22 protein-coding genes are annotated in these 25,187 nt (G+C 61.6%); 11 read left to right on the top strand and 11 right to left on the bottom strand.

What is annotated here, in order from left to right; all coding sequences use genetic code 11:
• Positions 1 to 126 precede the first annotated feature (126 nt).
• On the bottom strand, positions 127 to 1,056 hold the full coding sequence (locus tag E8L03_RS07310; protein ID WP_171266968.1) for a LysR family transcriptional regulator: 930 nt from the start codon (positions 1,054 to 1,056) through the stop codon (positions 127 to 129).
• An 88-nt stretch (positions 1,057 to 1,144) separates the two neighbouring features.
• Here E8L03_RS07310 and E8L03_RS07305 point away from each other — a divergent pair, with 88 nt between their 5' ends.
• Together E8L03_RS07305 and E8L03_RS07300 are read left to right on the top strand one after the other, a co-directional pair.
• Positions 1,145 to 1,543, top strand: a complete 399-nt coding sequence (locus tag E8L03_RS07305; RefSeq protein WP_171266967.1) for a CidA/LrgA family protein — start codon at positions 1,145 to 1,147, stop codon at positions 1,541 to 1,543.
• Entirely contained in the window at positions 1,540 to 2,247 is a 708-nt protein-coding gene (locus tag E8L03_RS07300; RefSeq protein ID WP_171266966.1) for an LrgB family protein, read from the top strand. Before E8L03_RS07305 ends, E8L03_RS07300 begins: the two co-directional genes overlap by 4 nt.
• An 85-nt stretch (positions 2,248 to 2,332) precedes the next feature.
• Here E8L03_RS07300 and larB read toward each other — a convergent pair whose 3' ends face one another.
• From larB to E8L03_RS07270, 6 genes are all read right to left on the bottom strand, one after another.
• Complete coding sequence (gene larB, locus E8L03_RS07295) at positions 2,333 to 3,112, bottom strand: nickel pincer cofactor biosynthesis protein LarB (RefSeq protein WP_144233889.1); 780 nt, start codon at positions 3,110 to 3,112, stop codon at positions 2,333 to 2,335.
• A 189-nt stretch (positions 3,113 to 3,301) separates the two neighbouring features.
• A complete protein-coding gene (gene larE / locus E8L03_RS07290; protein ID WP_171266965.1) occupies positions 3,302 to 4,117 on the bottom strand; it encodes an ATP-dependent sacrificial sulfur transferase LarE in 816 nt (271 codons plus the stop codon).
• A gap of 8 nt (positions 4,118 to 4,125) precedes the next feature.
• Complete coding sequence (larC, locus tag E8L03_RS07285; protein ID WP_171266964.1) at positions 4,126 to 5,577, bottom strand: nickel pincer cofactor biosynthesis protein LarC; 1,452 nt, start codon at positions 5,575 to 5,577, stop codon at positions 4,126 to 4,128.
• 123 nt (positions 5,578 to 5,700) lie between these two features.
• Positions 5,701 to 6,903 carry an aldo/keto reductase gene (locus E8L03_RS07280; RefSeq protein WP_171266963.1) on the bottom strand — a complete coding sequence of 401 codons (1,203 nt, stop codon included), beginning with the start codon at positions 6,901 to 6,903 and terminating at the stop codon, positions 5,701 to 5,703.
• 221 nt (positions 6,904 to 7,124) lie between these two features.
• A complete protein-coding gene (locus E8L03_RS07275; protein WP_171266962.1) occupies positions 7,125 to 7,538 on the bottom strand; it encodes a (R)-mandelonitrile lyase in 414 nt (137 codons plus the stop codon).
• 129 nt (positions 7,539 to 7,667) lie between these two features.
• Positions 7,668 to 8,906, bottom strand: coding sequence for an arabinose transporter (locus E8L03_RS07270; protein WP_144233894.1), 1,239 nt, complete (start codon positions 8,904 to 8,906; stop codon positions 7,668 to 7,670).
• Positions 8,907 to 9,390: 484 nt separating this feature from the next.
• Between E8L03_RS07270 and E8L03_RS07265 the strand changes: the two genes are divergently transcribed.
• Positions 9,391 to 10,344, top strand: coding sequence for an AraC family transcriptional regulator (locus E8L03_RS07265; protein ID WP_144233895.1), 954 nt, complete (start codon positions 9,391 to 9,393; stop codon positions 10,342 to 10,344).
• A 124-nt stretch (positions 10,345 to 10,468) separates the two neighbouring features.
• Here the strand turns inward: E8L03_RS07265 and E8L03_RS07260 are convergent, their stop codons facing one another.
• The 3 genes from E8L03_RS07260 to E8L03_RS07250 all read right to left on the bottom strand — a co-directional run bounded on the left by E8L03_RS07260 (position 10,469) and on the right by E8L03_RS07250 (position 13,902).
• Positions 10,469 to 11,860: a DUF1214 domain-containing protein gene (locus tag E8L03_RS07260; protein WP_216367953.1), complete on the bottom strand. Its 1,392-nt coding sequence runs from the start codon at positions 11,858 to 11,860 to the stop codon at positions 10,469 to 10,471.
• 59 nt (positions 11,861 to 11,919) lie between these two features.
• Positions 11,920 to 12,705 (bottom strand): hypothetical protein, encoded by a 786-nt coding sequence (locus E8L03_RS07255; protein ID WP_144233896.1) that lies wholly within the window; start codon positions 12,703 to 12,705, stop codon positions 11,920 to 11,922.
• Positions 12,706 to 12,888: 183 nt separating this feature from the next.
• Positions 12,889 to 13,902 carry a hypothetical protein gene (locus E8L03_RS07250; RefSeq protein ID WP_171266961.1) on the bottom strand — a complete coding sequence of 338 codons (1,014 nt, stop codon included), beginning with the start codon at positions 13,900 to 13,902 and terminating at the stop codon, positions 12,889 to 12,891.
• A 316-nt stretch (positions 13,903 to 14,218) separates the two neighbouring features.
• On the opposite strand from E8L03_RS07250, the gene E8L03_RS07245 reads away from it, so the two are divergent.
• The 8 genes from E8L03_RS07245 to E8L03_RS07210 all read left to right on the top strand — a co-directional run bounded on the left by E8L03_RS07245 (position 14,219) and on the right by E8L03_RS07210 (position 24,671).
• Entirely contained in the window at positions 14,219 to 15,280 is a 1,062-nt protein-coding gene (locus E8L03_RS07245) for a helix-turn-helix transcriptional regulator (protein WP_171266960.1), read from the top strand.
• Between the two features lie 74 nt (positions 15,281 to 15,354).
• Positions 15,355 to 16,992 (top strand): arylsulfatase, encoded by a 1,638-nt coding sequence (locus E8L03_RS07240; protein ID WP_216367952.1) that lies wholly within the window; start codon positions 15,355 to 15,357, stop codon positions 16,990 to 16,992.
• Positions 16,993 to 17,128: 136 nt separating this feature from the next.
• Positions 17,129 to 18,106 (top strand): HAD family hydrolase, encoded by a 978-nt coding sequence (locus tag E8L03_RS07235; RefSeq protein WP_171266959.1) that lies wholly within the window; start codon positions 17,129 to 17,131, stop codon positions 18,104 to 18,106.
• Between the two features lie 146 nt (positions 18,107 to 18,252).
• Positions 18,253 to 19,887 carry an arylsulfatase gene (locus E8L03_RS07230; protein ID WP_171266958.1) on the top strand — a complete coding sequence of 545 codons (1,635 nt, stop codon included), beginning with the start codon at positions 18,253 to 18,255 and terminating at the stop codon, positions 19,885 to 19,887.
• A 96-nt stretch (positions 19,888 to 19,983) separates the two neighbouring features.
• Complete coding sequence (locus tag E8L03_RS07225) at positions 19,984 to 21,267, top strand: cytochrome b N-terminal domain-containing protein (RefSeq protein WP_171266957.1); 1,284 nt, start codon at positions 19,984 to 19,986, stop codon at positions 21,265 to 21,267.
• 23 nt (positions 21,268 to 21,290) lie between these two features.
• Entirely contained in the window at positions 21,291 to 21,809 is a 519-nt protein-coding gene (locus E8L03_RS07220) for a QcrA and Rieske domain-containing protein (RefSeq protein ID WP_171266956.1), read from the top strand.
• Positions 21,810 to 21,839: 30 nt separating this feature from the next.
• Positions 21,840 to 24,113 (top strand): tetratricopeptide repeat protein, encoded by a 2,274-nt coding sequence (locus E8L03_RS07215; protein WP_171266955.1) that lies wholly within the window; start codon positions 21,840 to 21,842, stop codon positions 24,111 to 24,113.
• A gap of 90 nt (positions 24,114 to 24,203) precedes the next feature.
• Positions 24,204 to 24,671, top strand: coding sequence for a hypothetical protein (locus tag E8L03_RS07210; protein WP_171266954.1), 468 nt, complete (start codon positions 24,204 to 24,206; stop codon positions 24,669 to 24,671).
• A gap of 60 nt (positions 24,672 to 24,731) precedes the next feature.
• On the opposite strand, the gene E8L03_RS07205 is transcribed toward E8L03_RS07210, so the two are convergent.
• Positions 24,732 to 25,115 carry a glutaredoxin family protein gene (locus tag E8L03_RS07205; protein ID WP_216367950.1) on the bottom strand — a complete coding sequence of 128 codons (384 nt, stop codon included), beginning with the start codon at positions 25,113 to 25,115 and terminating at the stop codon, positions 24,732 to 24,734.
• Between the last annotated feature and the right edge of the window lie 72 nt (positions 25,116 to 25,187).

Raw genomic sequence — 25,187 nt, 5'->3', positions numbered from 1 at the left:
TAGCTCCTGCGGGCGGGAAAGGCCAGTGCGGAGTCATTACACGCGCCGGTCCAGCTAGGTCCTCCGGGGAATGAAATACGTGACGGCTCTACTCTGCCCATAAGCCAGGCCAGCCCGTCAGGGACGCTACGCCTTGTGTTCCGATTCCAAGTCCGTGCTGCGCTCGCCGGGGTAGAGGTCGTGCAGAATGTCGAGCCACACGCGCGCCGCGTGGGACAGGTAGCCGCCGCGCCGCCAGATAGCTGCCATGTGCCAGTCGGTTTCGGGCTCGTCGAGCGCGACGACGCGCACCCCCGGCCCACGCCGCATCTCGGCGATCAACCGGGGCAGAAAAGCCACGCCCAGCGCGGCCGAGGCAAGCTCGCAGATAAAGCTGATCTGGCTGCTTTTCGCAATGATGTTGGGCTCGAACCCGTGCCGCCTGCACGCGGCCAGGATGATCCGGTTCAGGGCGAAACCGTCCTCGAACAGGATGAAGGGCACGTCCTTGAGGTCGGCGAGTGTGGTCGCGCGGCCAGCATCGTGTTCGATTACGTGATCGTACACGGGCGAGATAAGCGCCGCCAGCGGCTCCCGGCGGATCTCCTGCCATTCAAAATCGTTGGGTACCGGTAGCAACGAGGCGGCGAGCTCCACTTCGCCGGCGCGCAGAATCTCTTCGAGCTGGTCGCTGCCGTGCTCCACGAGCTGGATGTCGATGCCCGGGTAGCGCTGGTGATAGAGGGTGAAGACCGGAGCGAACAAAGCGCTCGCGCCGATCTGCGGCAATCCCAGCAGCAGTGTCCCTTTCTGCAGCCCCTGAATCGCGGCGATCTCTTCCATCATGTCGTCGCGCTCGGCCAACAGCCTCAGCCCCCGGCGAAAGACCACCTCGCCGGCCGCCGTGGGCGCAATCCCGCGGACGCCGCGGTCGAGAAGCTGCACGCCCAGCTCGTTCTCCAACTGCCGTACCGCCTTGCTCACATTGGACTGCGTGCTGAACACGACCTCGGCGGCGCGGGAAAAACCCTGCTGCCGCACAACCTCGATGAACATCTGAATCTTGCGAAATTCCATGACTATTCCAATACGGAATGGAGTCAAGAAATACAAGTCATTTGAATCATCGTCCGGCCGGTCTTACTGTCCTCTCCAGGAGATGGACATGAGTACGCGAAGAATAACGATCCCATTGCGCCGCAGGTTCCACCGCAGCCGTCTGGCGCAGATCGGTCTTCTATTTATGGTCTGGTGGGCGGGCGAAGCCGCCGTCCGTTTGCTGGGCTTTCCCATACCCGGCGGCATCATCGGCATGATTGCCACTTATAGCATGCTGATGTGCCGCCGGCTTAGCATTTCGAGCCTGCGCCGCGGCGCCGAATGGTACATCGGGGAGATGCTGCTCTTCTTCATTCCGGCCGTACCGGCCATTACCGAGCACCGGGAGCTGTTCGGTCTTATCGGACTGAAGATCTTGGCAGTCATCTTCGCCGGCACCGTGGCGGTGATGAGCGTCACGGCCCTGACCGTGGATATCTTCTATCGCTGGAGGATGCGGACATGACGTTGCCGATTCATTGGAATGACCCGCTGGTCCAGGCGTGCTGCTGGTCCGTGCTGACAATCGGGCTCTACCTGGCCGCCAAACGCATCTACCGCCGCTGGCATCAATGGTGGCAGATGCCGCTGGCCATGGCGCCGGCGCTGCTCATCGCCGTGGTGCTTTACTTCCAGGTATCCTACCGGGATTACTACCAGGCCACGAGCTGGCTCGTGGCTCTGCTCGGTCCGGCAACCGTGGCCTTTGCCGTGCCCATCTACGAGCACCGCGCCCTCATCCGCCGCTTCTGGCCGCTCCTTATCATAGGCATGGTCGCCGGCAGCGCCACGGCAGTGCTTACGGGCTGGGCGTTCTCCACGCTTCTCGGCATTGACGGCTCCCTGCGCCTGAGCCTGCTGCCGCGCTCCATGAGCACGCCCTTTGCCATGAACGTGTCCAAGGATATCGGTGGGATATCGGACCTGACGGCCATCTTCGTGATCATCACGGGACTACTCGGCTCGCTCCTCGGCGAGTTCATGATGCGCCGGCTGCCTCTGCGGTCGGCCCTTGCGCGCGGCGCCATGATGGGGGTTGCCGCGCACGCCGCCGGAACAGCCAAGGCGCACGAGGTGGGCGCGGAAGAAGGCACTATAGCCGGGCTGCTCATGATCTTGGTGGGCATGGTCAACGTGGTCGCAGCCTCGATATTTACCGTTCTCCGGTAACAAAGCCCCGACACGGCGGATAACGGGACGGCCGCCGCTTCTCCATCCTGTCCAAGCAGCATGGAAGCGGCCACCGTCCCATTTTTTATGCCTGGCTCTTGCCGTCAGACAGGGAGGCAACGAGCTTGGTGATCTTGCAGGCCGCGCAGGCCGCGCCGAAGCCGTTGTCGATGTTCACCACGGTGACGCCGCTGGCGCAGGAGGTGAGCATGCCCATGAGCGCGGTGAAGCCGGAGAGCGAGGCGCCGTAGCCGACCGAGGTGGGCACGGCCACGATGGGTTGGGAGACGAGCCCGCCGATGACGCTGGCCAGCGCGCCTTCCATGCCCGCCACCACGATGATTACCTGCGCAGGGCGGATGTCGTCCAGCCGGTCCAGGAGCCGGTGGATGCCAGCCACGCCCACGTCGGAAATCACCCGCGCATGGCTGCCGAGCATCTCGCAGGTAACGCGCGCCTCCTCGGCCACAGGCAGGTCCGAGGTCCCGGCCGTGACGATGACGACCTCGCCCTCGCGGTAGTCGATCTCATGCCGCGCACAGGTCAGGGTCCGCGCCAGGGCGTTGTACAGAACATCCGGGCAGATGGACTGCACATGCGCCGCGGCCTCGGGCGAAACGCGCGTGCCCAGGACGTTGGCGTGCTCGCCCATGCGCTCGAAAATCTCGCCGATCTGCTCGGGCGTCTTGCCTTCACCGTAAATCACCTCGGGAAAGCCGTTGCGCAAGGCCCGGTGCAGATCGATCTTAGTGTGACCGATGTCCATCACCGGGAAGTCGCGCAGCTGCTCCATTCCCTTGTCCACGTCCAGGTTGCCGTCGCGGATTTCCGTCAGCAGCCGCCGCAAAGTATCGTGTGCGTCCATTGTTTAAACAGCTTGTTTTACTTGAGGTTGAAAAAGGTATGCGAGGGGGAAACTTCTTGAAAGAAGCTTTCCCCCTCGCGCTCCCCCTTCCAGAACTTTTTAACGGGCTTATGAGCGCGGAATCGAAAAGGCCTGGGACAGATGCGGGGAGCGACAAACGATGCGGATAAATGGAAAAACATAGAAAGGTTACGTCCCGTTTTTGTTCAGGCTGCCCATGCGGTAGCCGGCCAGGTCCACGGTGACGTGGCGATAGCCCAGCTCCTTGAGCCGTTTGTCAATGCCGTGCTCCGCGTTGGCCCGTACCACCTCGGCCACCTGTTCGGGCGGCACCTCGATGCGCGCGATATCATCGTGGCTGCGCAGCCGCACTGCTGAAAAGCCGATATCCTTGAGGAAGAGCTCGGCCTGCTCGATGCGTCTGAGCTCGTCCTCGTCCACGCGCGTGTCGTGCGGGATGCGCGTGAGCAGGCACGCTGCAGCCGGCTTGTCCCAGACGTCCAGGCCATGGGCCCGGGCCAGAGTCCGCAGGTCCTGCTTGCTCAGCCCGGCGGCGAGGAGCGGGCTTTCCACGCCGAGCTCGCGCAATGCCTTGAGGCCGGGCCGGTAGTCGCCCAGGTCATCGAGGTTGGTGCCGTCCAGCACGTGTCCGATGCCTTTTTTGCGTGCCATTTCCATGAGATGCGAGAACAGGCTGTGCTTGCAGAGGTAGCAGCGGTCCGCCGGGTTGGTGCGGATGGACTCCGGGAAGGGCAGCTCGATTATCTCGTGGCGCGCGCCCATCGCACGGGCCGCGCACTTTGCTTCTTCGATCTCGGCTTTTGACATGTACGGTGTGGCGAGCGTCACGGCCAGGACATTGTCCTGCAGGGCCTGGCGCGCGGCGTGGAGCAGGAACGTGCTGTCCAGCCCGCCCGAGAAGGCGACCACGGCGGCGTCCATCTCGCGCAATGATTGGAGCAGGCTCTTGTACCTGGCGTCCGGATTGTGATCGGATTGCGACATAATAGCGGCTACTTCCTGGACTTCTCGATGACGGCGTAGACCTCGGACAGGGGCATGTCGTTGCGCCGGGCGATATCCCGGCACTCCTCCAGCTCCGGTTTGGATCGGATGATCCGCCCGTCCAGGATGGCGTTCTTCATGGTCACGCTGCCCAGCGGCGTGTCCAGCTGCTCGAAGGAGATATCCAGCGCGGTCTTGTGCAGACGGATGCTCTTGATTCCCAGGGTGGTCGTGTGGCGGAAGAGCAGCTCCTTGAAGCGCGCCTCGTCCGCCTCATCGCAGAGCAGCGAGAGGCAGGTGCCCGGCCGGTTCTTCTTCATCTGGATGGCCGTGAAGTGTACGTCCCTGGCGCCTTTCTCCATCAGCAAGTCCATGGCCGCGCCCAGCATCTCGGCCGTCATGTCGTCGATATTGCACTGCAGAAGACGCGCGTTGGCCCCGGATTCGGAAGTTTCGGGGAGAGCAGCCTCGGCCAGGTGGACGCGCAGGGCGTTGGGAATCTCGGATTCCCGGTGGCCGATGCCATAGGCTGTTTTTTCCGTAATCATTTCAGGAGAATCAATGAACTTCTCCACCAGAGCGGCGAGGATGGCCGCGCCCGTGGGCGTGGTGGTTTCCTGTTGCACCTTGCCGCGGGTGGTCGGAACTCCATGAAGGATCTCAATGGTTGCCGGCGCAGGCACCGGGATCAGCCCGTGCGCGCAGCGGACAAAACCGCCGCCCAGCTCCACCGGGGAGGCCCACACCGCGTCCACGCCCAGCCGGTGCAGGCAGATGGCCGCGCCCACGATGTCCACGATGGAGTCCGTGGCGCCGACCTCGTGAAAATGAACCTCGTCGATGGGCTTGCCGTGCACCTTCGACTCGGCCTGCGCTACCTTGCGGAAGATGGCCAGGCTGGTCTCCTTGATCGCATCGGCGAGTGTGCTGGCCATGATGATCGCCTCGATATCCGCGAGGTTGCGATGGGCCGCATGCCCATGATGACAATGCGCATGGCCGTGCGTGTGTCCAGAATCATGGACATGGTCATGTCCGTGCTCGTGTCCAGAATGTTGGACATGGTCATGATCTGCATGGCTGTGCGGATGGTCCGGCGCATGCGCCGCGTGCTCGTGGCCATGTCCATGGGAGTGGCCGTGATGTTCGTGACCGTACTCATGACCGTGGTTGTGATCGTGGTCATGATGCCCGTGCTCATGCGCATCCCCGTGGCCGTGCTCGTGCCCATGATGATTGTGATCATGTGCGCTGTCCTGGTTTTTCAGCTCCACGTCCACGCGCGTGCCACAGATGCCGTGGCGGGAGTCGGCGGATACCTTGAGCTCGAACTCGTGGTCCAGCCCGAGCTTGGAGAGCGCGGACCGCAGATACTCGGGCTCCACGCCCAGGTCGATCATCGCAGCCAGATTCATGTCGCCGCTGATGCCGGCGAAGCAGTCGTAGTACAGTATTTTCATGGAAGAAATGGGGTGCGGTTGGTTTTTTGGGAGTGGGGCCATATCACGGAAAAAAGCTCGGGCTTGGAATCGTCAGGATTAGACGACGCGCCCGTATACGCGTCGTCTAATCCAAAACAGCGGCTAGGGGTTGGCTCTCAAATGCGCTTCAACCATGGCGAGGCGCTCCTGGATGTCCGGTCCTTCCATTTCCGCGGCAACTTTTTCAAGCATATCTGGAACTTGAATTCCCTGCGGACACTTCTCCAGGCACTCGCCGCAGGCAACGCACTGGGAGGCAAAACCGGGGTCCTCGTTGCTGGTCAGGCCGCTTACAAAGGCGACGTACATGTACTTCGCCCGGTTCTCGTCCCCAAACATGTGCATCCGGTTGTAGAAGTCGAAGCACTTGGGAATCTGGACGCCCATAGGGCAGGGCAGACAGTAGGCGCAGCCGGTGCAGCCAACCTGCATCAGCTCCTGGTACTTTTTCCTGGCGCGGTCCACTAGGTTCAGCTCCTCCCGGGTGAGGGAGTTCGCTTCAGCCTTGTCGGCAATAGCCAGGTTCTGCTCGATGTGTGCTTCCTCGTTCATGCCCGAGAGCACCACCGTGACTTCCGGGTGGTTCCAGACCCAGCGAAGGGCCCACTCCACAGGTGTACGTTTTGTTGCGGCCTCGTCCCAGATCTCAGCAACAGCCGGGGGCGGTGTGGGAAGACCCAGGTTGCCGCCGCGCAGAGGTTCCATGATGATCACGCCTATACCCTTGGATGCGGCATACTGCAGCCCTTTGGTGCCTGCCTGGAACTCCTCGTCCAGGTAGTTGTACTGGATCTGGCAGAATGTCCAGTCGTAGGCGTCGATGATGCGCACAAAGTCCTCGGCCAATCCATGGAAGGAGAAGCCGGCGTTGACGATGCGGCCGTCTTGTTGGGCCTTGTCCAGGAAGTCGCGGACGCCGAGCGCATTCATGGAGTCCCACGAGGCGCCGTGCAAGGCGTGGATCAGGTAGTAGTCGATCTGGTCGACTCCCAGTTTTTTCAGCTGGGCGTTCAGGAGCTTATCCATATCGTCGCGGGTCTTGACCAGCCACGTTGGCAGCTTCGTGGCGATCTTGACCTTCTCGCGATAGCCGTCTTTCAGCGCCTTGCCGAGCAGGGGCTCGCTTTCGCCGTCGTGGTAGGGCCAGGCCGTGTCCAGATAGTTGACGCCGCTGTCTATGGCGCTGCGGATCTGGGCGATGGCCCGCGGTTCATCGATGGCGCCATCCGCCACGGGCAGGCGCATGCATCCGAATCCGAGAATAGAGAGCTGGTCTCCGTTTTTGGGCATGGTTCTGTAAAGCATTGTACTTCTCCTTCGTTGTGCAGAGGGCTTGATACGTCAGGCGGCTGGTCCATCACAGCAGCCTTGATTGATACTCGAAGCGACAGGAGCAGGGAACGCATATTCCTGCTTGATTTTTGCCCGATTCTCCACAACGTCACAGAAAAATGTCGGATGCGGCGTAATCGACACCGTCGGCACGGTTATACCGACGGCCTGTGCGCGACTTGCTCGGCCGCAGCCTATCTGAGGTCAAGAGCGGACGGGTACTGCTCGTCGCTCACCTTCTCCAGCCACTCGCCGGTGGAGCCGTTGAGCTCCTCCTGGATGGCGATGTGCGTCATGGCCGTGGCCGGGGCGGCGCCGTGCCAGTGCTTTTCATGCGGGGCGATGCGGACCACGTCGCCAGGGCGGATGTTCTCGATAGGGCCGCCGTCAAGCTGCACCAGCCCTGCTCCGGCCGTGACGATCAGAGTCTGGCCCAGGGGATGGGTGTGCCAGGCCGTGCGCGCGCCGGGCTCGAAGGTGACGGCGGCGCCGGTCACGCGCGAGGGCTCATCCGCCTTCATGAACAGCGGGTCGATGCGCACCGTGCCGGTGAACCATTCGGACGGCCCCTCGATCGAGGCCTGCGAGCCGTTCTTTATAACTTCCATGTCGGTTGTCCTCCAGAGTCTCGCGATATGTGGGACGCGTTGTTTCAGAACGTCTGGGAGGGCCATGGCCGGGTTTTCAAGAAGCCTCTCCTGCTCGGCGCGGCCGCTTCAGGCGTTTTTTATTGAGTGTCAGGCATTGTCAAGGCGTTCTTCCTGGCTGGTTGCACGCACTGCGGCCCTGGTTTTCAGAAGATATAGTGCGATGGGGGTTGCGCAGAGTACGACCACTGCGCTGACAAGGAACACCGAGCCCAGTCCGGTGTGGGCCGCGACGAGCCCAAGCGACGGACCCGCAAGCCCCAGGGACAGATCGAGAAACGCCGTGTAGGTTCCCATGGCCAACCCGTAGTTTTCCGGCGATGCAAGATGAACCGCCACGAGGCCGAAGCCGGGGTAGACCAGGGAGTAGCCCAGGCCAGTGAAGGCTGCTCCGATGAACACCAGCGTTGGTGACGGCGCAAGCCAGATCAGCAGTACGCCGAAGGCCTCGACCAAAACGCTGACCAGAGCCACGCGGGCGCCGCCGAGCTTGTCCGGCAGATGGCCGAACAGGATCCGTCCAAGAATGAAGGCCACGCTGAGCGACGTGAAAACGAGCCAGGCTGAGCTCCAGTCCCGATGTGCAAAGAGCAGGGCGCCGAACGTGGTGATGGCGCCGAACCCCACCGCAGTCAGGGCCAACCCGATGCCCGGAAGCCAGACAACGCCAAGGACCTGGGTCATCGCCTTCAGGGCGCTGGATGATCGATTCGTGGCCTGTTTTGCGGTGAGCGGCACGACAAAGAGCAGGGTCAGCAGCGGCAGGATGATCGTGCCCAGGGCGATGGAAATGAACCCATAGTCGTCGTAAAGGGCTGTGCCTGCCGGAGCGCCCGCCGCAAAGCCGGCCCACAGAGCCGTCCCGAGCCAGGCAATGACCTTGCCGGCGTTCTGTACGCCTGCGGTTGCCAGGCCCCAACTCAGTGCGCCGGTGATGACGAAGCTTTCCGCTGCGCCGAGCAGCCCCCTGCCCAGGAGCAGGACCAGGATCGAAAGGCCTTGCATGGACAGCAGCGACAAGGAGGCGACGTAGAGAAGGCCGGCGATGGCGCCCATTATCAAGCCTATGATCACCGTACGCTTGGCCCCCCGGGTGTCGGCGTGGTGTCCGGCCCAGATCCGCGAGAACAGCGCCGTGGCGAACTCGCAGCTGACAGCTAGGCCGACCATGAACGTGCCGAGGCCGAGCCCGTGCGATACATAGAGCGGGACCACGGGTATGGCCATGCCGATGACCAGAAAGGAGGCGAAAACAACACCCATGAGCGGCAGAAGCGCCGGCAGGCTCCAACGGCTGTTGTTGGACGTCTGGATTTCTTCCGCAGACATAATCAATATCCTGTAAGGCGAAGCGGGGCAGGGCCGTGTTCACGACGTCTTGCTGCCGGCGCATGGCGAACGCCCTTCGCCTGTATGCCAAGGTGTGCAAAAAAACGAGGCATGCCGAAAGAGTATACTCGTTTTGAAGACTTCGTACTCAACAAAACACAACGCCAGGCGCACCTGCTCCAATGGTCCGGACAGCGCGGCGTCCGCATGTGCGTTGCGCATTACGTATGGTGGACTGTAATCGTGGTGATCGTGTGCCGGATTCAAGGCGCATTCTTGCCGAGCCCGTAACCTACAGCCTGGGGGCGGGCAGTCAATTCCGAAAAACACCGAGCACTTTCGTACGTGTTGCTTTTTAATGCCGGCATGACGACAAATGATAGATTGATTCTGCCGAATTCTTGCCTGATAGCCCAAAATCCACGGTGAGTGTATTGCCCAAAGGGAGCAGGCTTATATAAGGACAGGGGCAAGGAGAGTTTGCATGCACGAGTCGTATATACCATATCCGGAAGGCCACGGCCTGAATGGCGCGCGCAGTGCGCTGGCCGAAAAGCTGGGCCGGCTGACAGGGAAAGAGTGCCATCTGGAAACGCCGGTTCCCGGGTTGTGGCTTAACAAATGCACAGCGCCCACGGAGCCGGCCAGCTACATGCACGAGCCGAGCATCTGTCTGGTGGCCCAGGGAGCCAAGCGCGTGCTCCTGGGCGAAGACGAGTACAGGTACGACGCCCACCATTCTCTGATTACGTCCGTGGGGTTGCCCGTGGTGTCCCAGGTGACCGAGGCGACCGAGGAGACGCCGTACCTCGGGCTGAAGTTGAAGCTCGATTTACGGATGGTCGCGCAGCTGATGGTGGACAGCAACCTGCCCGTGGCCCGGGCGCAGCAGGCACAACGCGGCATAGCTGTCAGCGAGGTGTCGCTGCCGTTGCTCGGCGCGTTCCTGCGGTTGCTCGATCTGCTCGATACGCCGCAGGACATACCGATACTTGCGCCTCTGGTGCAGCGGGAGATCGCCTACCGCCTGCTGGTGGGGAGTCAGGGGCCACGGCTGCGGCAGATCGCCGCGGCAGGGAGCCACAGCCATCAGATCGCGCGGGCTATCGACTGGCTGAAACTGAACTACACCCAACAGCTGCGCGTGGACGATCTCGCCGCGCACACCGGGATGAGCACGTCGTCCTTCCACCACCATTTCCGCGCGCTGACGGCCATGAGCCCTTTGCAGTTTCAGAAGTGGATTCGGCTGCACGAGGCGCGGCGGCTGATGCTCATGGATCACCTGGACGCCACGAGCGCGGCGCTGCAGGTGGGATACGAGAGCGCGTCGCAGTTCAGCCGCGAGTACAGCCGGCTGTTCGGCGCGCCGCCTCTGCGCGACATCAAGCGGCTGCATCAGATGGCGCAGCTGGAGACGGCGCAGCTGGGGAACTGACCCCCGAGGGTAGACGCCTTGGTGCCGTGTCGCGACGGGGCCCGTGGGGTTCGGCAAATGCCGCGACCGCCTGCCCATGATCACCCTGGCGCATGGCGTGGCGGAAGCGGCCCTGTTGCTTTTGCTAAGACGCTTTTTCGATTTTCGGCGCCTTCCAGGTCTTCAGCTTTTCCAGGTCCGGCACATAGATGCGCATGATGATGTCCAGGTTCTGGTCCTTGCGGTTGATAGGCAGCCAGTTCGCTTCGGGCACGCCCTCGGGCTTCTCGGCCGCGATGTGGACCTCGATGCCGCCGTCCTTGTTCAGCTCCATGCCCGCGTTCTCGCCCACGCTGTATTTTTTGCGGTCATTGGGAATGAAGAACCCGTTATCCGTATCATACAGGGTCATGGACCAGAAGGCTGTGGCCGGAGGCAACTCGTCCTTGCTCATGCGGATGACGTAGTCATTGAGCGCGTTCATGGTCTGGCCGTCGGCCGTGCTCAACGCCGGGTAGGCCGCCTCCTGAACAGGTATGCCGAGAGGGCCGACAACGGAAAGAATGGAGATCGCCTCCAGGCTTGTTTGTCCCTTGGGCTGGAACATCAACGGGGTGATCCTCGCGGTTACTTCGGGATCAAGCATTGCGGCCAGCGCATATTGGCGGAACCCGTCGGCGGCTTTGCGAAAGCGCGCACCATCGATTTGGGCGACTGCGGACGGGTCGTACTCCTTGCCGGGGACGACACCCAACTGGGCGTAATCCGCCAGCACGGCCTGGTCCAGAGGGTTGTTTGGGTCGAACTTCACATGGTTGAAGACGAACTGCATCACTTCGAGCAGGTTGTTCTCGTACGTGTCCAGATCGGTTGCGCCGATGGCAGGGAAACCTGGATCGCTCGCCGGTCTGGCCTCGCCTCCCTGGAACTCCGAGAGCGACGTGAGCGTTACTTCCTGCATTGCGCCCATGATTTTTCGGGAACGATTAGCCTCGTTGAAGTGGGGCATGACCCGGAAGACGGCGGAGACGAAGTCGCCCGTGGTCTTGATCGTCCTGTCCACGCCCTCCACGGGCTCGCCGTCGTAGCCTCTGGTGTTTTCAGAGTAGAACAGAACCCGCTCGGGCTGTGCAAAATCGCCCCGCCGTGTGGACATGGGCACGGCCACGTAGTGGTCATAGGCCGTGACCATAAGGGAGACGTATTTCGAATCGAACGTCGGGATGTCCAGGATCATGGCGTCTTCGCGCAGGTCCAGCAAACAGCCAATGTACAACGTGTCGTTGTTTGGCCGGGGGATGTCCGTCTGGGTGTGGTCTTTGAGCGTGGTATCGGCAACGACGGTGTTCCAGCCGCCCTGGGTGATGGCGAACTTGTTGTTGACGTTATACATCGCGACATACTGATAGGAGCGCTGTACAATGTCCGCGACCTGATCGTCGCTGAGTGTAACGCTCTCTGCGGCCGAAGCGGGTTGGACGGCCAGGATGAACGCCGCCAGCAGTACGGTGATGGAATGCAAGAGTATCTGTTTCATGATGCAAACCTTCCTGACTGATGGTTTGTGCGGACCGGTCGGATTGTTCTGCGCCGAGCTCAGAACATGAATCCGAAGCCGATGAAGGGGCCGTGGAGCACGAGATCCATGTGGATCTTGGGCCTCTTCTGCGTAAAATAGTCCAGGCCGATGGCTTTGTAGCCCACGGTGATGGAGAAGACATCCGTCACCTCGTAGCCGACCATGCCCACGGCGTCCCAGGTGAACTGGGAGCCGAAGCCGAATCCGCCTACGCCGCCGCGCAGGGAGCAGACCCAGTTGTCGCCGAAGTGGAAGATCGACCGCGCGGCGATAACTGGATCGACCCAGGTGTTGCTTCTGCTGATGGATTTTGAACCGCGCTCCAGGTCAGCGTCGATGTTCAGCCACAGCCCCCAGATTCTTGGCCCACCGAGAAGGTCCACGGAGATTGTGTTCTGGCCCTCGCTGCCAAAGGCGTAGGTGCCGAATCGGTAGTAGGCCAGCAGGTCTACGATGAGCATGTCCAGGTAGACGTCCGAGCTGGACCCCACCTCGGAGTGGAGGCTGGCGAAGACCATGTCGGCGGAGAGCCCGACCAGATTCCCGTACAGCACCTCGCCGTGCAGCATGGCGCCGAATCGCAGCTCCGGCAGGACCTCGTCAAAAAATCCGGCATCCACGGTTTTGGTCTTACCAAGCACCTTGGTTGTGCCGGTTATGCTTGGCATCCACACATACGCGTTGATGTAGTACTTGAGCTCGCGCGTCTCCGCATTGTCCTGCGGTTCCTCGGCCGCGACTCCCGCAACGGGAAGGCAGAGAACGACAAAGAGGATCAGTGCAGCCTTCAGAAAACGTGTCATGGAATCCTCCACTCGCTGTCCAGGTGTTCTCGCCAGCCGTGGGGGCACGGCGTCCATGGTTTCGGCGCTTCCTCCCGGCGTCTTCGAGCATGGCAAGCGCCGGAGTCTGTTGATCGTATCCTAAAAGCCTGCGCGCGCAGCATTTTGCGTACGCCCTGTGAGCTCGTGCCTCTGCCCAACCCGTCAGAAGGACAGGATCGGGGTGAGCTGCAGCCAGAAGTCCCACTCTGCGCTCGGTATGGTGCGCGGCCTGAACACCGAGTACTCGGCGGATGCGGCAATCTTCACCGGTACTTTGCCCACATGGACGATCTTGGCCAGCATCAGGCCAACGGGAACGGTCCACCTGTTGTCCGGGTCCTTTTGCAGCCAGTCTATGGTGATGGTCGGGGCCATGCCTATCTGCCAACCATTCCCCAGGCCGAGCATGGCAAAGTACTGCGCCTGGGTCAGGCTGACGTCGTTGCGGTCGGGATCGCCGCCCACGGACCACCAGTGCTGCGGAAAGATGCCGGCTATCCAGCCTTTGCCCGAGTATCCGAGGAACCCGGCCGAGCCGATGGACCACTTGCCGCGGCCCAGGATCTTGTCCGTGGCCGTGGGAAACATGAATGTCGGCCCGAGGCCCCCGATGAATCCCTCGGCCTCCTTGGAAACCGGAGAAAACATAGCGGCAAAGACAATATCGCCAAGGCCGAACGTGTAGTCGGTGCCCGTGTCCACAAGCGTCTTGTGACGGCGGCTGCCCGCAGTGGCGAAGGTCCGGTACGGCTGGCTGATAAGCGGAATGACAGGCCGCATCAGCAGCCGCCAGTCCTCGGACAAGGTGATGGGAATGACCGGCTGGACATTGATGATCAGCGAGGTATCGGTTCTGTCGGAGTAGGGGCCCTCCCTGGAGTCGACCAGGGCCAGGCTCGTCTTGATGTTGAACATCGTCAGTGATCCGACAGGGTTGCTGGACTCCTGGGCCAGGTCGGCTCCCTGGGACTCGTCCGCCGCAAGACCCTCGCTGTTGACTGCGGCCTGTTTACCGAAAACTAGCTGATTCGATGTGCCCTTGAGGTCGTAGCAAAGCTTCTGGTCGCTGGACGCCAGGGCTTCTTGTATGGCGCCGGGTGATGCCCCGACTGGGAGAATGACCCATAGAGCTGCAAGCAAAAAGCAATACAGATTGAGGCGTTGCAGTGCCGGCATGTGGATTTCCCCCCGATAGATGACTGAGAGCCGCCACAAAAGCATCAGAATGTAGATTGCTGCATAACTTGACACGTGTTGAAGCGAAAAACCTGATAATAAGCGCCATTTAATGGGAGAGCTTGGGCGGAAAGTGATGATATCGGCGGGTGCGTGAGGACGTCTGAAGCCATTGCCGACGGGGCCAGGCAGAAAATGGCAGCGGTAGCGATGGAGGATGGAGAACGATGTCCGTGCTGCGCGAACCGTTGACTTCTACACACGCTTTTGTTTTTCAATGAGACATTGAAAAATCGTTTTCCCAAAGGTTGGGGCAATGACTCAGCACATCCCATTAGCCCGGCTTTCACACGTCTTCAGAATTGCTGACTATCTACAACAAGTCGGCTTTTCTGCAACATCTTTGATGGACCGTCACTGCATTCCGCAAAGATGCGAGAGAAGGCAAGGAGGATTTGTCACGTCATTTTCTGCTGCACGATTTATAAAAGACGCAACATACCAGACAGGAATATATGATTGCATGCTCAAGGCTGGGCTTCATGGTCGTACATATGGATTTTACGCCAAGGAAATTAATTCAGTAGGAAGTTACACGACACTGAAAGAGTATCTTCATTCGCTGTGTAGCAACATGGTAAAAGAAAGCTCCTATGTCCAGGTGTCGATGCGATATGAGAACAGTCTTGACGGTAAGGTCAATATTGTTCTTGTCATATCAGACAGCAGCCAGTCGCGTATCCCGCAGACGGAATTGTACACGTTGGGAATACTTCTTGGGGCTGTTCGGGAATATCTTGGTTGGCCGTTTAAACCTGCACGGGTCTATCTTCAGGAAAATCACGTAGGCAAGGACGTTATCAACGTTAATTTTGAAGATGGGCAGGTTTACTATGACGCAAAGTTTACAGGCTTTGAAGTACCGTTGCCGTTGCTCGGGTCTCGACCGGCCAACGGAAAGCCGCATGAAATCATTTATAATGGGGAAGAGTGCCCGAGCCGGGAGTTTGTCGATTCCTTAAGGCAGCTCATGAAGTCCTACGTGGGGATGAACATCTTCACCGTCGGGATGGCTGCGGAGCACTCCTTCATGAGCGTCAGGACGTTGCAACGCAAGCTTGCCGCGAGGGAGACGAACTTCAAGCGCCTCTACAACCAGGCGCGTTTCGAGGTGAGCCGGACGCTGCTTCTGGAAACAGATTTGCCAGTAGCGGACATAGCGCACGACGTAGGCTACGCAGATCCTACGTGTTTCACGCATTTCTTCCGCACCCTGACAGGCATGTCGCCCCGGGCGTTCAGAAAGGAGGGGCGATTACAGGAAGTTGTCCGGGCCGATCCCCCACAGGGGGCTTTGACGCAGGAACGGAGTCTTTGACGGCCAATGTCGTCTGAAAACCAGGCGAACCCTTTGGCATTCATATGGAACATATCACCGGTGATAGGAGAACGATGATGAAAAAAAGAGCGTTGCTGATTGCTTTTGTTTTCTTGAGTGTCTTCTGTCTTGCCGCGTTTGCACAAGCGGCCGATAAACCGAACATCCTGTTGATTGTTTCCGACGACACCGGCTACGGCGATCTCGGCGTGTACGGCGGCGGCGAAGGCCGCGGCATGCCCACGCCCAACTTCGACCGCCTAGCCGACGAGGGCATGGCGATGTTCTCGTTCTACGCCCAGCCGAGCTGCACCCCGGGCCGCGCCGCCATGCAGACCGGCCGCATCCCCAACCGCAGCGGCATGACCACCGTGGCATTCCAGGGCCAGGGCGGTGGGTTGCCGGCGGCCGAGTGGACCCTGGCCTCGGTGCTCAAGCAGGCCGGCTACCAGACCTACTTTACCGGCAAATGGCACCTGGGCGAGGCCGACTACGCCCTGCCCAACGCCCAGGGCTACGACGAGATGAAGTACGCCTTCCTGTACCACCTCAACGCCTATACCTACGGCGATCCGAAGTGGTTCCCGGACATGGACCCCAAGCTGCGCGACATGTTCCAGAAGGTGACCAAGGGCTCGCTCTCCGGCAAGGCTGGCGAGCAGGCCAAAGAAGACTTCAAGGTTAACGGCGAGTATGTGGACACCCCGGACAAGGGCGTGGTCGGCGTTCCTTTCCTGGACCAGTATGTGGAAAAAGCCACCCTGGAGTTTCTTGACGAAGCGGCCAAGTCCGACAAGCCGTTCTTCATCAACGCGAACTTCATGAAGGTGCACCAGCCCAACCTGCCGGCGCCCGAGTTCGAGCACAAGTCCCTGTCCAAGACCAAGTACGCCGACTCCATCGTGGAGCTCGACACCAGGGTCGGCAACATCATGAACAAGCTCCGCGAGCTCGGTCTCGACAAGAACACCCTGGTCTTCTGGACCACGGACAACGGCGCCTGGCAGGACGTGTATCCCGACGCCGGCTACACGCCGTTCCGCGGCACCAAGGGCACGGTCCGCGAAGGCGGCAACCGTGTTCCGGCCATTGCCTGGATGCCTGGAAAGATCAAGGCCGGCGTCCGGAATAACGACATCCTCGGCGGTCTGGACCTGATGGCCACCTTCGCCTCCGTGGCCGGAATCAAGCTTCCGGAGAAGGACCGTGAGGACAAGCCGATCGTCTTCGACAGCTACGACATGTCCCCCGTGCTGTTCGGCACCGGCAAGTGCGAGCGCACCAACTGGTTCTACTTCACCGAGAACGAGCTGACCCCCGGCGCCGTCCGCGCCGGCAACTACAAGGCAGTGTTCAACCTGCGCGGCGACGACGGACAGGCCACCGGCGCCCTGGCCGTGGACAGCAACCTGGGCTGGAAGGGCCCCGAGAAGTACGTGGCCACCGCGCCGCAGATCTTCGATCTCTGGCAGGACCCGCAGGAGCGCTACGACATCTTCATGAACAACTATACGGAGCGGACCTGGACGCTGGTGACCTTCAACCAAGCCGTCAGCGAGTTGATGAAGACCTACGTGAAGGACCCGCCGCGCAAGCTCCAGAGCGAGGTCTACACCGGTCCTGTGACCATTTCCCAATATCAGCGTCTCCAATACGTTCGGGAAAGGCTCCAGAATGAAGGCATCCACATTCCGCTGCCTTCCGGCAACTAGCTGTCCCCCGTGGACGTAATTGCACCGCAGCCTTGAGACGACCGGCCCTCGGGTAAACGCACCTGGGGGCCGGTGCTGTCTGGGACGATTCGCAACGCCGCGGGCAATGAAGGAGAAAACACTCATGTGCAACCGTATGAAACAAGTACTTCGCGCCGCAGTCGTACTGGCCTTTATCCTGGTGTTCTGCCAGACGGCCCGGGCCGACGATCCGCTGCTGTCCTGGAACGACGGACCGGCCAAGACGGCGATCATTGATTTTGTGGAGAAGGTGACCGCGGACGGCACGGCGGACTTTGTGCCTGTGGAGGAGCGCATCGCCACCTTTGACAACGACGGTACGCTGTGGGCGGAGAAGCCTTTGTACTTCCAGCTCTTCTTCGCGCTGGACCGCGTCAAGGCGCTCGCGCCCGAGCATCCGGAATGGCAGACCCAGGAGCCATTCGCCTCGCTGCTCAAGGGCGATACGAAAAAGGCCCTGGAAGGCGGGCAGAAGGCGGCTCTCGAAATAGTCATGGCCACCCACACGGGCATGACCACCGCGGAGTTCGAGAACATCGTGACCATGTGGATCGCCACGGCGAAACATCCGGAAACCCACCGCCTCTACACGCAGATGGTCTACCAGCCCATGCTCGAACTGCTCGACTACCTGCGCGACAACGGCTTCAAGACCTTCATCGTCTCGGGCGGCGGCATCGAGTTCATGCGCCCCTGGACCGATAACGTCTACGGCATCCCGCCGGAGCAGGTGGTGGGTAGCAGCATCAAGACCAGGTTCGAGATGCGTCCGGACGGCCCGGTGCTCATCCGGCTGCCGGACATGAACTTTGTCGACGACAAGACCGGCAAGCCCGTGGGCATCAACTCCCATATAGGCCGGCGACCCATCGCCGCCTTCGGCAACTCCGACGGCGACCTGCAGATGCTCCAATGGACCATGGCAGGCCCCGGCGCACGGTTCGCCCTGCTGGTGCACCACACAGACGCCGAGCGGGAGTTCGCCTACGACAAGGGCGCGGAAAACGCTCTCAAGGAAGCGGCAGCCAATGGCTGGACCGTTGTGGACATGAAGGATGACTGGAACGCAGTCTACCCGCCGGATGGGCAGTGAGGAGGGGTGGACGCATCAGATAACGCAGCCTGTAGCGATACCTTCCGGTTTTCCCGGTGCTTTTTCATCGAGTGAGCGCCGGCAGGGTACCGCGCAGGCTGAATATTGTTGGCATGATGTAACCTTAGTTCCTCTGGAGGTGATGTATGAGAGAACGAAAATGGTTTGTTGCGGCTGTGTTGGGTGCGCTCCTAGTGGCGGTTGCTCCGGGGCTTGCCCTTGGGCAATCCAAACCCAACATCGTCTACATCATGGGCGACGACATCGGCTGGTACAACATCGGCGTCTATCACCGCGGCATCATGGCAAGCAAAACGCCCAACATCGACAAGCTCGCCGCCGAAGGGGCGCTTTTCACTGATTACTACACCGAGGCGAGCTGCACGGCCGGCCGGGCCAACTTCATCACCGGCCAGCTGCCCATCCGTACGGGGCTCACCACAGTCGGCCAGGCCGGACAGGACATCGGTATGCCGAGCGAGTCGCCGACCATCGCCACCGCACTGAAAGAGCAGGGCTACGCCACGGCCCAGTTCGGCAAGAACCACCTGGGCGATCTGAACAAGTACCTGCCCACCATGCACGGCTTCGACGAGTACTTCGGCTGGCTCTACCACCTGGACGCCATGCAGGACCCGTTCAACAAGACGTATCCTGAGAACCTGAAGGCAAGCGTCGGCCCGCGCAACCTGGTGTCCAGCGTGGCCACGGACAAGGATGATCCTACGGAAGACCCGCGCTGGGGCAAGGTCGGCAAGCAGAAGATCACCGACGAAGGCCCGCTGCCGCCGCATCCTACAAAGGGCATCAAGTACAACATGGAGACCATCGACGAGGAAGTGGCGCGCCGGTCGGTCGACTTCATCGAGCGCAGCCACAAGGCCGGCAAGCCGTTCTTTCTGTGGCTCAACCCCTCCCGGATGCACGTCTTTACGCACCTGTCCGAGGAGTACATGAACAAGATCACGCCCGAGAACAACTGGACAATTTCCGAAGCCGGCATGGCCCAGTTCGACGACGTGATCGGTACCGTGATGGCCAAGCTGGACGAGCTCGGCATCTCGGACAACACCATCATCGCCGTGACCACCGACAACGGCGCCGAGTATTTCAGCTGGCCCGACGGCGGCATTACGCCCTTTGCCGGAACCAAGGGCATGGTTACGGAAGGTGGTTTCCGCTCACCCATGGTTATGCGTTGGCCTGGCAAGATCAAGCCAGGCGCCGTGATCAACGGTATCGTGTCCGGTCTCGACTGGTTCCCGACCTTCGTGGCCGCTGCTGGCGGTCCGGCCGATATCGGCGACCAGCTTCAGAAGGGCCTTACACTGGACGGTACGGAGTACAAGGTGCACTTGGACGGCTACAACCAGATGGACCTGTTGACCGACGCGGGAGAGTCCAAGCGTCATGAAGTCTGGTACTTCGCCGAGGCGAACATCGGCGCGGCGCGCATCGATGATTACAAGTTCACCTTCCTGGATCAGCCCGACGGCTGGTTCGGACCCAAGCAGTCCGTGAATTGGCCGATTCTGACGAATCTTCGCACTGATCCTTTCGAGCGGTGCAAAAGCTTTGCAGAGTGCCCGAGCGCCATGATGGACTTCTTTGCGCATGAGTTCTGGCGCTTCACCTTTGTGCAGAAGGAGGTGGCGAAGCTCGCCAGGACCTTTATCGACTTCCCGCCGCAGCAGGATCCGGCATCCTTCAACCTGGAGCAGGTGAAAGCGAAGATCAAAGAGGTGCAGAAGAAGATGCAAAACGGGCAACCCGGTAACTAGTACACCTCGGGGAGCGAAATTGCTTCGATTTCGCTCCCCGTCATGGTAACAGGAAGACGCTCCTCCATCTCCAATTGCAGCGCGCGGGACAACTGAATGCGGTCTTCCAGAAGATCCATCACCGACCTGATCCTCCACCTGCATCCGCGCAGCGTGTCGTTCAGCACGCTCAGGTTCACCCTGAGCTGGGGACTGGGGGGCATGGCGGTCACGCTGACCGGCCTGTTGTTCCTCACCGGCATCCTGCTTTTGCTGGTCTACCAGCCCTCCACAGATTCCGCCTACAGCTCCGTGCTCACCCTGACGCGCGAGGTCCCCTTCGGCCTCTGGGTGCGCAACATCCACTACTGGAGCGCCAACCTGCTGGTCGCGGTCGCCTTGCTGCATCTTCTGCGGGTGATTCTGACCGGAGCCTTCGGACCAGGACGGCGGCTCAACTGGATCATCGGCCTGGCCCTGCTTGTGCTGCTCCTGGCCGCCAACTTCACAGGCTATCTGCTGCCCTGGGACCAGCTCGCCTACTGGGCAGTGACCATCTGCACCAGCATGCTGGGCTACATACCTCTGTGCGGCGAGTGGTTGCAGGCGCTGTTCCGCGGCGGGTCCGAGATAGGCCCGTCCACTCTGGCCAACTTCTTTGTGCTGCACGTGGCGTTCATTCCCGGCTCCCTGTTCATCCTGATGCTCTGGCACTTCTGGCTGGTGCGCCGCGCCGGCGGTCTGGTGCAGGCGGAGCAGGGCAGGGCGGAACGCTCGCCCACCGTGCCCGACCTGGTCATGCGCGAAGCCGCCGTGGGGCTCACGCTGGTAGCTCTGGTGCTGCTTCTGGCCATGGTCTGGAACGCGCCGTTGCAGGAGCAGGCCAACCCGGGCATGAGCCCGAACCCGACCAAGGCGCCGTGGTACTTCCAGGGCTTCCAGGAGCTGCTGCTGCACATCCACCCGGTGTACGCGGTCTTTGTCTGGCCGCTGCTGGGTGGGGTGATCCTGCTGGCAATCCCGTTCTGGCGCGGAAGTTCGCTGCCGTCCGGCGTCTGGTTCGGATCGGAACGCGGCCGTGTTGCAGCCATCTGGACAGCCGTTGCCGGGATAGCCGCTACCTTTGGCGTGATTCTCCTTGATACTTTGGTCCTGAGCTCGGACGCCGTGGCCGCGAACACGCTGATCACGCGCGGCCTTGCGCCCACGGCGGTGCTCATCGTGCTTGCGGTCGCCCTATACGCGCTGATGGTCCGGAAGCTTCGGTATACCCGCGCCGAGGCTGTCATGGCCGGGCTGCTGCTCGCAGTGGTGGTCCTGTCCATGTGCACGGTGGTCGGGGTCTGGTTCCGCGGTCAGGGCATGCACCTGGTCATGCCCTGGGCGCAGGGCGCGATGTAGCGCCAACAACACGAGGCCATGCGATGAAGGAAAACAGCTCCACGGAAACGGCAACGCCCACGTCTGCGCCCACTCGGCGGCGGTTTCTCAACTGGGCCTGGGCCTTCTTCGGCCTGGCCGCCGTGACGGAGCTCGGCTGGCTGGGCGTATCGTTCCTCAACTTCCGCAAGGACCGCAGCACGCCGGCCAGGGCGAAGAGCATCATCACGGCCGGGCCTGTGGATATGTTCGAGCCGGCCACCGTGACCGCCATCCCCCAGGGGCAGCTCTACCTGGCGCGTCTGGAGGACGGCGGCTTCCTCGCCCTCTCGCGCACGTGCACCCACCTGGGCTGCTCGCTGCGTTGGGACGAGGAGCAGGGCAAGTTCATCTGCCCCTGCCACGGCTCCTCCTACAACGCCGCCGGCGAGGTGCTCACGGCGCCGGCTCCAAGACCGCTGGACTGCTACCCGGTGCGCATCGAGAACGGCATCGTAAAGGTGGACATCGCCGCGCCGCAGAAACGGCAGTGCTTCGAGCCCGGCCAGGTCACACGGGTGTAGCGCCGAAAGGCAGCAAAGCGAACTCGATCCATGAGCAGACACGCCGCCGACATCACTCGCTGGGAACGGCTCGCGCTTATCGCCGCGGTCGTCATCCTGCTGTCGCCGGGGATCTACCTGCTCAGGTCGCGCTCCCTTGCACCGCCGCCACCGGAAGCTCCGGCGCAGTTCGTGGGCAGCGAGAAGTGCAAGTCGTGCCACGAGGCCGCCTACGACAAGTGGCGCGGCTCGGACCACGACCGGGCCATGGACGTCGCCACCGAGGCCACGGTGCTCGGGGATTTCGGAAACGGCACCTTTTTCGACGCGTACAACAACGTCACCTCCCGCTTCTTCCGCAAGGGCGAGAAGTTCTTTGTGGAGACCGAGGGGCCGGGCGGCGAGCGCGGCGAGTTCGAGATCGCCTACACCTTTGGCGTCTACCCGTTGCAGCAGTACCTCGTCCCATTCCCCGGCGGCCGTTTGCAGTGCCTGAACATCGCCTGGGATGTGGACAGGAAGCAGTGGTATCGCCTGCCGCCGTTGGAGCGCATCACGCCGGACAACTGGCTGCACTGGACCAAGGGCGGGCAGACCTGGAACGTAATGTGCGCCGAGTGCCATTCCACCAACGTAAACAAGGGGTACGACCCGGCCACGGATACCTACAGCACCACGTGGTTCGAGATCGACGTGGGCTGCGAGGCGTGCCACGGCCCCGGCTCAAAGCATATGGAGTGGGCGGGAAAGCCGCCGCTGGCGCGTGCGAAGATCGAGAATTACGGGCTGGCGGTGCGCACCGGGGACCTCGACACCGGCGAGCTGATCCGAATCTGCGCGCCGTGCCACTCCCGGCGGTTCCAGCTGGGCGACAATCATCACCAGGAGGGCGATCTGCTTGATCTGATGGTTCCACAGCTTTTGAATGAGGGCCTCTACTACCCGGACGGCCAGATCCTCGACGAGGTCTACGTGTACGGATCGTTCGTGCAGAGCAAGATGTACCAGCGCGGCGTGCGTTGCAACGACTGCCATGACGTGCACAGCCTCAAGACGCACAAGGAGAAGAACGAGCTCTGCACCCAGTGTCATCGTGCGGAGATCTACGACTCCAAGGCGCACCACTTCCACAAGAAAGAGCACGAAGGCAAACCGAGCGAGGGCCATCTCTGCGTCAGGTGCCACATGCCCGGTCGCTACTACATGGGCATCGACTACCGGCCGGACCACAGCCTGCGCATTCCCCGGCCCGATCTGAGCGCGGTGCTCGGCACGCCCGACGCCTGCTCGGCAGAAGGTTGCCACGCGGACAAGACCCTGGCCTGGAACATCGAGAACTACACGAAATGGTACGGCGAGACCCGCAGGCCGCACTACGGAGCCGTCATCAAAGCCGGCAGGGAGCATACGGACGGCGCGGATATCGAACTGATCCGCCTGGCCGAGGATGCGCTGCTGCCGGCCATTGTCCGGGCTACTGCCTTGAGCCTGCTGCGTGCCTATCCCGGAGAGGCCAGCCAGGCCACCCTGGCCAGGGCGCTGGAGGACGACGACGCCGTGATCCGCTACACCGCCATCCGCAGCCTGGAGTACTTCGACGCCGAGACGCGGCTGAAGCGGATCGCACCCAAGCTGTACGACCCGGTCGAGGCGGTGCGCATGGAGGCGGCGATGATGCTCTCCATGCTGCCGGAGGAGCGCCTGCGTCGGGACGACCGGGACGCTTTCCACGAGGCGCTGAACGAGTACCGCAAGGCCATGCTCTACAACGCGGACCTGGCGCCGCAGCGCTACAATCTGGGCAACCTGGCCGTCAATCTGGGGGACGAGCAGGGCGCGCAAGCGGACTATGAAAAGGCCATTGCAATCGACGACCGGTTCTACCCGGCCAAGGTGAACCTGGCCATGCTCTACAACCGCCAGGGCAAGAACCGCCTGGCCGAGAAGCTGCTGCGTGAGGTGGTGGCCCAGGAGCCGGAGCTGTACGAGGTGTCGTACTCCCTGGGCCTGCTGCTGGCGGAGATGAAGCAGTACGAGGATGCGGCGTACTACGTGGGCAGGGCCGCGGCCGGCATGCACTACGCCCGCGCCTACTACAACCAGGGGCAGATACTGGTGGCCCTGCGCCGGCCGGAGCAGGCGGAGCAGGCGTTCCACAAGGCGCTGTCCCTGGACCCGCAGGATCAGGACGTCTTTCTGGCGCTGGCGGACCTCTATCTGCGCACGCGGCAGGTGGACAAGGCGCGCGCAATGGCCGAGGAGCTGCTCCGCGAACATCCGGAGCACCAAGGCGCGCGGCAGTTCCTGCAGCATCTGGGGCAATAGCAGCGCCGCGTTTGGCCGCTGGTGCAGCGGGGGGCTCAGACGGCTTGCAGGCCGGGATAACCATGCGAACTCTTCAACAAGGACCTTCGTATGCTCGTTGTTGATCCCGTCACCAAGACCATGGTGATCATCGCGGTGTTGTTGCTGTTGGGGCGGGCGGGTGAGTTCATTTTTACCAGGACCGGCGTTCCGGACATGGCCTGGTTGGTGCTGGCCGGCGTGGTGGCCGGGCCGGTGCTGAAGCTGGTGCCCCTGGGAATCCTGATGCCTGTGCTGCCTTTTTTCGGGGCCGTGTCGCTCATCGTCATCCTGGGGGGCGGCGTTCGCCGTGGTCAAACGGCAGTCCCTGCCCGGGAAAGGGGCTGTGGCGGCAACCCCAGAGGCATAGGGATTCCGACCACGAGAGCCGGACCCGGCAAGGATATAAGGGATAATTACAGCCGCGTATTGGCGGTAAAAAATGAGACGCCGCCGTGGTTTTCGGATCCGGAGGCATGGTCCTGGTCCACGGCGGCGCCGTTTCACTTCCCAGCTCGAGTACCTCGGCTGGCGATGTGAATCTTCGTTGTCCGGCACAGAGTTACGAGGCGGCTCGTACTTCTCTGTGTCGTTACTTCACTATCCGAGCAGAATCTCGCGGATGCGCTGCTCTCTGGCGCCGATGACCACATCGTCGCCAACCACAAGGGTTGGGAAGGAAAGCTCTGGAGTATAGTTTTCGAGCTCGCCCATGCAGTGGCTGCGTTCCTCGCCGGCCAGGCGATCCACATACAGCGTGTCGAAATCGACATGCAGAGAGATGAGCAGCGCCTTGACCCTGGCGCAGTGCATGCAAGTGCTGAGTGCGAAGAGCTTGGGGCGCGTCATGTCGTCTCCGGGGTTCAGAATCATGAGGGGAAAGGCGACCGGCGATACGCGCTGCTCCAGCTTTTGCAGCAACGCCCTCTGGGCGGCCTGCCCCATGTAATCGATGTTGACCGTCTCAAAGTCCATGCCCAGCATGGCGAGTTGCTGCTGGATGCTGGATATGGGCCGAGCGCACGCAGAAGCTCCTGGCGTACAAAATAGGTTTGC

The organism is Oceanidesulfovibrio marinus, assembly GCF_013085545.1.
In the GTDB taxonomy this organism is placed as follows: Bacteria; Desulfobacterota; Desulfovibrionia; order Desulfovibrionales; family Desulfovibrionaceae; genus Oceanidesulfovibrio; species Oceanidesulfovibrio marinus.
The sequence above is the reverse complement of the archived record's forward strand: the minus strand, read 5'-3'. Positions and strand labels throughout refer to the sequence as shown.

Bases quoted from the DNA above. Each gene is read 5' to 3' on its own strand.
- larE (WP_171266965.1), bottom strand. From the start codon at position 4,117: ATGTCGCAATCCGATCACAATCCGGACGCCAGGTACAAGAGCCTGCTC.
- E8L03_RS07305 (WP_171266967.1), top strand. From the start codon at position 1,145: ATGAGTACGCGAAGAATAACGATCCCATTGCGCCGCAGGTTCCACCGC.
- E8L03_RS07230 (WP_171266958.1), top strand. From the start codon at position 18,253: ATGAGAGAACGAAAATGGTTTGTTGCGGCTGTGTTGGGTGCGCTCCTA.
- larB (WP_144233889.1), bottom strand. From the start codon at position 3,112: ATGGACGCACACGATACTTTGCGGCGGCTGCTGACGGAAATCCGCGAC.
- E8L03_RS07255 (WP_144233896.1), bottom strand. From the start codon at position 12,705: ATGACACGTTTTCTGAAGGCTGCACTGATCCTCTTTGTCGTTCTCTGC.
- larC (WP_171266964.1), bottom strand. From the start codon at position 5,577: ATGAAAATACTGTACTACGACTGCTTCGCCGGCATCAGCGGCGACATG.
- E8L03_RS07260 (WP_216367953.1), bottom strand. From the start codon at position 11,860: ATGAAACAGATACTCTTGCATTCCATCACCGTACTGCTGGCGGCGTTC.
- E8L03_RS07265 (WP_144233895.1), top strand. From the start codon at position 9,391: ATGCACGAGTCGTATATACCATATCCGGAAGGCCACGGCCTGAATGGC.
- E8L03_RS07240 (WP_216367952.1), top strand. From the start codon at position 15,355: ATGATGAAAAAAAGAGCGTTGCTGATTGCTTTTGTTTTCTTGAGTGTC.
- E8L03_RS07220 (WP_171266956.1), top strand. From the start codon at position 21,291: ATGAAGGAAAACAGCTCCACGGAAACGGCAACGCCCACGTCTGCGCCC.
- E8L03_RS07300 (WP_171266966.1), top strand. From the start codon at position 1,540: ATGACGTTGCCGATTCATTGGAATGACCCGCTGGTCCAGGCGTGCTGC.
- E8L03_RS07210 (WP_171266954.1), top strand. From the start codon at position 24,204: ATGCTCGTTGTTGATCCCGTCACCAAGACCATGGTGATCATCGCGGTG.
- E8L03_RS07310 (WP_171266968.1), bottom strand. From the start codon at position 1,056: ATGGAATTTCGCAAGATTCAGATGTTCATCGAGGTTGTGCGGCAGCAG.
- E8L03_RS07235 (WP_171266959.1), top strand. From the start codon at position 17,129: ATGAAACAAGTACTTCGCGCCGCAGTCGTACTGGCCTTTATCCTGGTG.
- E8L03_RS07205 (WP_216367950.1), bottom strand. From the start codon at position 25,115: ATGCTGGGCATGGACTTTGAGACGGTCAACATCGATTACATGGGGCAG.
- E8L03_RS07250 (WP_171266961.1), bottom strand. From the start codon at position 13,902: ATGCCGGCACTGCAACGCCTCAATCTGTATTGCTTTTTGCTTGCAGCT.
- E8L03_RS07280 (WP_171266963.1), bottom strand. From the start codon at position 6,903: ATGCTTTACAGAACCATGCCCAAAAACGGAGACCAGCTCTCTATTCTC.
- E8L03_RS07245 (WP_171266960.1), top strand. From the start codon at position 14,219: ATGACTCAGCACATCCCATTAGCCCGGCTTTCACACGTCTTCAGAATT.
- E8L03_RS07215 (WP_171266955.1), top strand. From the start codon at position 21,840: ATGAGCAGACACGCCGCCGACATCACTCGCTGGGAACGGCTCGCGCTT.
- E8L03_RS07225 (WP_171266957.1), top strand. From the start codon at position 19,984: ATGCGGTCTTCCAGAAGATCCATCACCGACCTGATCCTCCACCTGCAT.
- E8L03_RS07275 (WP_171266962.1), bottom strand. From the start codon at position 7,538: ATGGAAGTTATAAAGAACGGCTCGCAGGCCTCGATCGAGGGGCCGTCC.
- E8L03_RS07270 (WP_144233894.1), bottom strand. From the start codon at position 8,906: ATGTCTGCGGAAGAAATCCAGACGTCCAACAACAGCCGTTGGAGCCTG.